The sequence below is a fragment of the Mesorhizobium sp. M7A.F.Ca.CA.002.09.1.1 genome, from assembly GCF_003998555.1.
Taxonomy (GTDB): Bacteria; Pseudomonadota; Alphaproteobacteria; order Rhizobiales; family Rhizobiaceae; genus Mesorhizobium; species Mesorhizobium ciceri.
The window spans coordinates 1-7,684 of sequence record NZ_RZRR01000182.1; the positions used below are offsets into that span (position 1 = coordinate 1).

Sequence of the window (7,684 nt, forward strand, 5' to 3'; positions counted from 1 at the left end):
CGTCTGGACCTATTCGGCCGTCCGTCCGCTCTATGATGACGGAGCCTCCAAGGCGCAGGAAGCGACGCGCGACTATGTGCTCAAGGCCGATGGCGGCGAGGGCGCCGCCCCGATCGTCAACGCCTTTGGCGGCAAGATCACCACCTATCGCCGGCTGTCGGAATCGATGCTGGAAAAGATCGAGGGTTTTCTGGGTAAACGCGGCAAGCCGTGGACGGCAAACGCGCCGTTGCCGGGCGGCGATTTCCCGGCCACCGGTTTCGATGCCGAAGTGGCGAAACTGAAGACCGCCTATCCGTTCCTCGACGCGCGCCTGGCTCGCCGGCTGACCCGGCTCTACGGCACCCGCGCAAGGATGCTGTTGGGGCTGGCCAAATCGAACGTCGATCTCGGCCGCAACTTCGGCGCCGATCTCTACGAGGCCGAGGTGCGCTATCTCGTTCAAAACGAATGGGCCGTCACATCGGAAGATGTATTGTGGCGCCGTACCAAGCGCGGTCTGCATCTCAGCCGCGAGCAGGTGGCGGCTCTCGATGAATTCATGCACGGCATAAGCCGGCGCCATGTCGCGGCTGCCGAATGAAGAGGGGTTTGAGCTGATGCGGAAGGCCTGGGAGGAGGCGTCATGCTGGAACTGAGAAACGTCACCAAGACGGTCGGTGCGGTCGCGCATATAAGCGATGTGTCGCTGACGCTCCAGCACGGCTCGCTCAATGTCCTGCTCGGACCGACGCTATCCGGCAAGACCAGCCTGATGCGGCTGATGGCCGGCCTCGACGTGCCGACCTCCGGTTCGATCTGGTTCGACGGCCAGAATGTCACCGGCGTGCCGGTGCAGAAGCGCAAGATCGCCATGGTCTACCAGCAGTTCATCAACTATCCGGCGATGACCGTCTATGAGAACATCGCCTCGCCGCTCAGGGTGGCGGGAACCGATCAGGCGAAGATCGACAAGGAAGTGCGCCATGCCGCAGCACTTCTCAAGCTGACGCCCTATCTCGACCGCACGCCGCTGAGCCTGTCCGGTGGCCAGCAGCAGCGCACCGCACTGGCGCGCGCCATCGTCAAGAACGCCAGCCTGGTGCTGCTCGACGAACCGCTCGCCAATCTCGACTACAAATTGCGCGAGGAACTGCGCGCCGAATTGCCCAGGATCTTCGCCGCCGCCGGCACCATCTTCGTCTACGCCACGACCGAGCCGCACGAAGCGCTGCTGCTCGGCGGCAACACGGCGACGCTTTCCGAAGGGCGCATCACCCAGTTCGGACCGACCATCGACGTGTTCCGCAAACCGGTCGATCTGGTGACGGCCAAGACTTTCGCCGACCCGCCGCTCAACACCATCGTGCTGGCCAAGAAAGGTGGGGATTTCCTGCTCGAGGGTGGGGTCAAACTGCCGGTGCCCGCCGATCTCGCCGGCATTGCCGATGCCATGTACACGGTCGGTTTTCAGCCGCATCACCTGTCGCTCGATCAGCCCAATGCCGCCGCTGTGCCGGTGCGCGCCAAGGTGACGATCACCGAGATCACCGGCTCGGAAAGCTTCATCCATCTCGATTTCGCGGACGCGCGCTGGGTCATGCTGACCCACGGCATCCGCGACTTCGAACCCGACGCCGAGGTCGAGGTGTTCATCGATCCGCGCCACATCATGGTCTTCGACGAGCACGGCCGTGCCGTGGCCGCGCCGAAGCTGGCGGCTTGAGGGGAAAGATATGGCACGCATAGACGTCAACCATGTCAGGCATTCCTATCTGCCGAACCCTCGGAAGGATGCCGATTTCGCGCTCAGGGAAGTGCACCACACCTTCGAGGACGGCGGCGCCTATGCGCTGCTCGGGCCATCGGGCTGCGGCAAGACCACGCTGCTCAACATCATTTCGGGATTGCTGCACCCGTCGCACGGTCAGTTGCTGTTCAACGGCAAGGACGTGACCAATTTGTCGACGCAGGAGCGCAATATCGCGCAGGTGTTCCAGTTCCCGGTCATCTACGACACCATGACCGTCTACGACAATCTGGCCTTCCCGCTGCGCAATCGCGGCGTGCCGGAAGCCGATGTCGACCGCAAGGTGCGCGAGACGCTGGAGATGATCGACCTGGCGTCCTGGGCGAAGAAGAAGGCGAGGGGCCTGACCGCCGACCAGAAGCAGAAGATCTCGCTCGGCCGCGGGCTGGTGCGCTCCGACGTCAACGCCATCCTGTTCGACGAGCCGCTGACCGTCATCGACCCGCATATGAAATGGGTGCTGCGCTCGCAGCTGAAGCAGCTGCACCGCCGCTTCGGCTACACCATGGTCTATGTGACCCACGACCAGACCGAGGCGCTGACCTTCGCCGACCAGGTCGTGGTCATGTATGACGGCGGCATCGTCCAGATCGGCACGCCAGCCGAACTGTTCGAACGGCCACGCCATACCTTTGTCGGTTATTTCATCGGCTCGCCCGGCATGAACGTCATGCCGGTGGCCATCGACGGCAAGACGGCGACGCTCGGCTCGCAGCGCATCGAACTGCCGGGCGCGCCAAAAGCGGGCAGCGGCGCCATCGAACTCGGCATCCGTCCCGAATATGTCCGGCTTGGCCGCGACGGCATGGCCGTGCAGGTCAGCAAGGTCGAGGATCTCGGCCGCCACAAGGTGGTCCGCGCCAAGCTCGAAGGCCGCGAGATTGCGGCCGTCATCGGCGAGGACGAGACCGTGCCAGCCGATCCGAAGGTGCGGTTCGAGCCGGCCGGCATCAACATCTATGCCGATTCCTGGCGCGTCGAGATGGGGGCATAGATGGAAAAGACCTGGAACAACAAGGCCTGGTTCCTGGTGCTGCCGGTGCTGGTGCTGGTGGCGTTCTCGGCGGTCATCCCGCTGATGACCGTCGTCAACTATTCGGTGCAGGACACGTTCGGCAACAACGTCTTCTTCTGGGCCGGCACCGAGTGGTTCGAGGAACTGCTGTCTTCCAGCCGCTTCTGGGAAGCGATGGTCCGCAACCTGATCTTCTCCTTCATCATCCTGGCGATCGAAGTGCCGCTCGGCATCTTCATCGCGCTCAACATGCCGAAAAAGGGCTGGGGCGTGCCGGTCTGCCTGGTGCTCATGGCGCTGCCGCTGCTGATTCCGTGGAACGTCGTCGGCACCATCTGGCAGGTCTTCGGCCGCAACGACATCGGTCTGCTCGGCTACTACGTCAACGCGCTCGGCATCGACTACAACTATGTGCAGGACCCGTTCGATGCCTGGGTCACCGTCATCATCATGGATGTCTGGCACTGGACCAGCCTCGTCGTGCTGCTCTGCTATGCCGGCCTGGTCTCCATTCCGGATGCCTTCTATCAGGCGGCCAAGATCGATGGCGCCTCGCGCTGGGCGGTGTTCCGCTACATCCAGCTGCCGAAGATGAACAGGGTGCTGCTGATCGCCGTGCTGCTTCGCTTCATGGACAGCTTCATGATCTATACCGAACCCTTCGTGGTGACGGGAGGCGGTCCCGGCAACTCGACGACATTCCTGTCGATCGACCTCGTCAAGACCGCGCTCGGCCAGTTCGACCTCGGTCCGGCCGCAGCCATGTCGCTGGTCTACTTCCTCATCGTCCTTCTGCTGTCATGGGTCTTCTACACCGTGATGACCAACTACGACGCGGAGCGCTGAGATGACCGGCGCCAACGAAAGAGCCGATAGAGTGAGCGAGACCACAGCAGCGGGCAAACTGGCGAGCACACTCTCGCAGGATCAGGTCGCCCGGCTGATGCGCAAACGCGGCGAGGAATCGCGCTGGTGGTGGATCGTGCCGACGGTCTACATCGTCGTGCTTTTGCTGCCGATCTACTGGCTCATTAATATGAGCTTCAAGACCAATGCCGAGATCGTCTCCTCGCTGACGCTCTATCCGCACCAGCCGACGCTCGCCAACTACGTCACCATCTTCACCGACGCCTCCTGGTACTCGGGCTACATCAACTCGATCACCTATGTGGTGATGAATATGGTGATTTCGGTGGCTGCCGCGCTGCCGGCAGCCTACGCCTTCTCGCGCTACCGCTTCCTCGGCGACAAGCACCTGTTCTTCTGGCTGCTGACCAACCGCATGGCGCCGCCGGCGGTGTTCGCGCTGCCGTTCTTCCAGCTCTATTCGGCCTTCGGCCTGATCGACACGCACATTGCGGTGGCGCTGGCGCACTGCCTGTTCAACGTGCCGCTGGCGGTGTGGATCCTCGAAGGCTTCATGTCGGGTGTGCCGAAGGAAATCGACGAAACCGCCTATATCGACGGCTATTCGTTCCCGCGCTTCTTCGTCAGGATCTTCATGCCCCTGATCGCCAGCGGCATTGGCGTGGCCTGCTTCTTCTGCTTCATGTTCTCCTGGGTGGAACTGTTGATTGCCCGCACGCTGACCACCACCGACGCCAAGCCGATCGCCGCCACCATGACCCGCACGGTTTCGGCCGCTGGCATGGACTGGGGCCTGCTCGCCGCCGCCGGCGTGCTGACGTTGATCCCCGGCGCGCTCGTCATCTGGTTTGTGCGCAATTATATCGCCAAGGGCTTCGCCCTGGGGAGGGTTTGACGATGAATTTCGACCTCACCTGGATGGCGTGGACGTGGCCGACGGCGGCCTTTTTCGGGACCATCCTTCTGCTGCTGTGCGGCATGGCGGCTTGGGAATACGCTTCGCCGGGCGGCAATCCGCGCGTCGGCGTGCTGCGCTTCGAGACAACGCGCGGCGACCGTCTTTTCCTGTCGCTGCTTGGCAGCGCCTTTATCCATCTCGCTTGGTTGGGTCTTGTCGGATCCAACCTGTGGTGGGCTCTCGCTCTCTCCGTGGTCTACGCCATTGGCGTGTTCCGCTACGTATAGAGGGGGAAACTGTTGGAGCGACCGCGTGCCGGCGGCCGCTCCAGATCGCACTTGAACCTTAAAACTGTGGAGGAAACACATGCGAAGGCAATTTTTAACATCAACGACGGCCCTTGTCCTGTTGCTGGGCGTGGGCAATGCCTATGCCGGGATGGACGAGGCAAAGGCTTTCCTGGACAAGGAAATCGGCCCGCTCTCGACGCTCGACCGCGCTGGCCAGGAAGCCGAAATGCAGTGGTTCATCGATGCCGCGAAGCCTTTCGCCGGCATGGACATCAAGGTCGTTTCGGAAACCATCGCCACGCACCAGTATGAATCGCAGGTGCTGGCGCCGGCCTTTACCGCCATCACCGGCATCAAGATCACGCATGACGTCATCCAGGAAGGCGACGTCGTCGAGAAGATCCAGACCCAGATGCAGACGGGCCAGAACCTTTATGACGGCTGGGTCAACGATTCCGACCTGATCGGCACCCACTGGCGCTACCAGCAGGTGCGCAATTTGACCGACTGGATGGCGGGCGAGGGCAAGGATGTCACCAACCCGAACCTCGACCTGAAGGATTTTATCGGCACCTCGTTCACGACCGCTCCGGACAAGAAGCTCTACCAGCTTCCCGACCAGCAGTTCGCGAACCTCTACTGGTTCCGTTACGACTGGTTCAACGACGAGAAGAACAAGGCGGACTTCAAGGCCAAGTACGGCTACGACCTTGGCGTTCCCGTCAACTGGTCTGCCTATGAGGACATCGCCGAGTTCTTCACCGGCCGCGAGATCGACGGCAAGAAGGTCTATGGCCACATGGACTACGGCAAGAAGGACCCGTCGCTCGGCTGGCGGTTCACCGACGCCTGGCTGTCGATGGCCGGCAATGGCGACAAGGGCCTGCCGAACGGTCTGCCGGTCGATGAGTGGGGCATCAAGGTCGACGAGAATTCGCGTCCGGTCGGCTCCTGCACGGCGCGCGGGGGCGACACCAATGGCCCGGCCGCCGTCTACTCGATCCAGAAATACCTCGACTGGCTGAAGGCCTACGCTCCGGCGGAAGCCCAGGGCATGACCTTCTCCGAATCCGGCCCGGTTCCGGCGCAGGGCGCGGTTGCCCAGCAGATCTTCTGGTACACCGCCTTCACCGCTTCGATGGTCGATGCCGGCGCCAAGGCGGTGCTGAACGACGACGGTACGCCGAAGTGGCGCATGGCGCCGTCGCCGCATGGCGTCTACTGGAAGGACGGCATGAAGCTCGGCTATCAGGACGTCGGCTCCTGGACGCTGATGAAGTCGACCCCGACCGACCGCGCCAAGGCCGCCTGGCTCTACGCGCAGTTCGTCACCTCGAAGACAGTCGACGTGAAGAAGAGCCATGTCGGCTTGACCTTCATCCGCGAGAGCACGATCCACGACAAGAGCTTCACCGAGCGGGCTCCGAAGCTCGGTGGCCTGATCGAGTTCTACCGTTCGCCGGCCCGCGTTCAGTGGTCGCCGACCGGCACCAACGTGCCTGACTATCCGAAGCTGGCACAGCTCTGGTGGCAGGCGATCGGCGATGCGTCGTCGGGCGCCAAGACCGCGCAGGAAGCGATGGACTCGCTCTGCGGCGAACAGGAAAAGGTCATGAGCCGCATCGAGAAGTCGGGCGTTCAGGGCGATATCGGCCCGAAGATGGCCGAAGAGCATGACCTCGCCTACTGGAACGCCGACGCGGTCAAGAAGGGCAATCTCGCTCCTCAGTTGAAGATCGAGAACGAGAAGGAAAAGCCGATCACCATCAACTACGACGAACTGGTGAAGAGCTGGCAGAAGTAGCCTTGGTGTCGGCGCTCGCGCCAGCATCATGAGAATAGGGGGAGGCGGCATCTTGCCGTCTCCCCTGTTTGTGCAAAAGACTAAAGCGCGTCGCGTTGAGACGGATTCATGCAACGCGCTTTAGGTCTTTGTTTTTGTGCATGTCGTTCTCCCAAAACCGAGGTCACCTTTGGGCGACATGCATTAAGCGGGGAAGCAGAATGACCGGATACATCCTTGCCATCGACCAGGGCACGACTTCGACCCGGGCGATCCTGTTCGACGGCGATATGAAGGTCGCCGGCAGCGGGCAGAGGGAATTCATCCAGCACTATCCGGCCTCCGGCTGGGTCGAGCACGATCCCGAAGACATCTGGGCGAGCGTGGTGACGACCGTGAAGGCGGCGCTGAAGAAGGCCGGCCGGGCTGCATCCGAAGTGGCCGCGCTCGGCATCACCAATCAGCGCGAGACCATCGTCATCTGGGACAAGGCGACCGGCAAGCCGATCCACAATGCCATTGTCTGGCAGGACCGGCGCACCACGCCGCTGTGCCAGAAACTGAAGAAGCAGGGACTGGAGAAAAAGTTCACCAAAAAAACCGGCCTGCTGCTTGATCCGTATTTTTCCGGTACCAAGATCGCCTGGATGCTGGACAAGGTAAAAGGGGCGCGGCGTCGTGCCGAGAAAGGCGAGTTGCTCGCCGGCACCATCGACAGCTTTCTGATCTGGCGGCTGACCGGCGGCAAGGTCCACGCCACGGATGCCACCAACGCGTCGCGCACGCTGGTCTACAATATCGAGAAAAATGCCTGGGACAACGAACTGCTGTCGATACTGAACATCCCGGCGAAAATGCTACCCGAGGTAAAGGACTGCGCCGATGACTATGGAATCACGGAGAAAAATCTCTTCGGCGCCGAGATAAGAATCCTCGGTGTTGCCGGCGACCAGCATGCGGCGACCATCGGCCAGGCCTGTTTCGAGCCGGGCATGATGAAATCCACCTACGGCACGGGCTGCTTTGCGCTGCTCAACACCGG

At 62.0% G+C, this 7,684-nt stretch carries 8 protein-coding genes; all 8 read left to right on the forward strand.

Features of this window, described 5'->3' with window-relative positions; genetic code table 11:
* A partial coding sequence (locus EN994_RS10790) for a glycerol-3-phosphate dehydrogenase C-terminal domain-containing protein (RefSeq protein ID WP_281060140.1) occupies window positions 1-583 on the forward strand: 583 nt, incomplete at its 5' end.
* Window positions 584-625: 42 nt separating this feature from the next.
* Window positions 626-1,705 (forward strand): ABC transporter ATP-binding protein, encoded by a 1,080-nt coding sequence (locus tag EN994_RS10795; protein WP_063167945.1) that lies wholly within the window; start codon window positions 626-628, stop codon window positions 1,703-1,705.
* A 10-nt stretch (window positions 1,706-1,715) separates the two neighbouring features.
* Complete coding sequence (locus EN994_RS10800) at window positions 1,716-2,783, forward strand: ABC transporter ATP-binding protein (RefSeq protein ID WP_013531811.1); 1,068 nt, start codon at window positions 1,716-1,718, stop codon at window positions 2,781-2,783.
* Window positions 2,784-3,650: a sugar ABC transporter permease gene (locus tag EN994_RS10805; protein WP_013531810.1), complete on the forward strand. Its 867-nt coding sequence runs from the start codon at window positions 2,784-2,786 to the stop codon at window positions 3,648-3,650.
* 1 nt (window position 3,651) lies between these two features.
* Entirely contained in the window at window positions 3,652-4,566 is a 915-nt protein-coding gene (locus tag EN994_RS10810) for a carbohydrate ABC transporter permease (RefSeq protein ID WP_063167946.1), read from the forward strand.
* Complete coding sequence (locus tag EN994_RS10815; protein ID WP_024503495.1) at window positions 4,563-4,856, forward strand: DUF2160 domain-containing protein; 294 nt, start codon at window positions 4,563-4,565, stop codon at window positions 4,854-4,856. Before EN994_RS10810 ends, EN994_RS10815 begins: the two co-directional genes overlap by 4 nt.
* Window positions 4,857-4,935: 79 nt before the next feature.
* Complete coding sequence (locus EN994_RS10820; RefSeq protein ID WP_013531807.1) at window positions 4,936-6,663, forward strand: ABC transporter substrate-binding protein; 1,728 nt, start codon at window positions 4,936-4,938, stop codon at window positions 6,661-6,663.
* A 200-nt stretch (window positions 6,664-6,863) separates the two neighbouring features.
* Window positions 6,864-7,684 (forward strand): FGGY family carbohydrate kinase (locus EN994_RS10825; protein ID WP_245466008.1); only part of this gene is annotated, 821 nt, incomplete at its 3' end.

What these genes read in the sequence shown, in the direction of transcription:
- EN994_RS10795 (WP_063167945.1), top strand. Translation starts at nt 626, where the DNA reads ATGCTGGAACTGAGAAACGTCACCAAGACGGTCGGTGCGGTCGCGCAT.
- EN994_RS10800 (WP_013531811.1), top strand. Translation starts at nt 1,716, where the DNA reads ATGGCACGCATAGACGTCAACCATGTCAGGCATTCCTATCTGCCGAAC.
- EN994_RS10805 (WP_013531810.1), top strand. Translation starts at nt 2,784, where the DNA reads ATGGAAAAGACCTGGAACAACAAGGCCTGGTTCCTGGTGCTGCCGGTG.
- EN994_RS10810 (WP_063167946.1), top strand. Translation starts at nt 3,652, where the DNA reads ATGACCGGCGCCAACGAAAGAGCCGATAGAGTGAGCGAGACCACAGCA.
- EN994_RS10820 (WP_013531807.1), top strand. Translation starts at nt 4,936, where the DNA reads ATGCGAAGGCAATTTTTAACATCAACGACGGCCCTTGTCCTGTTGCTG.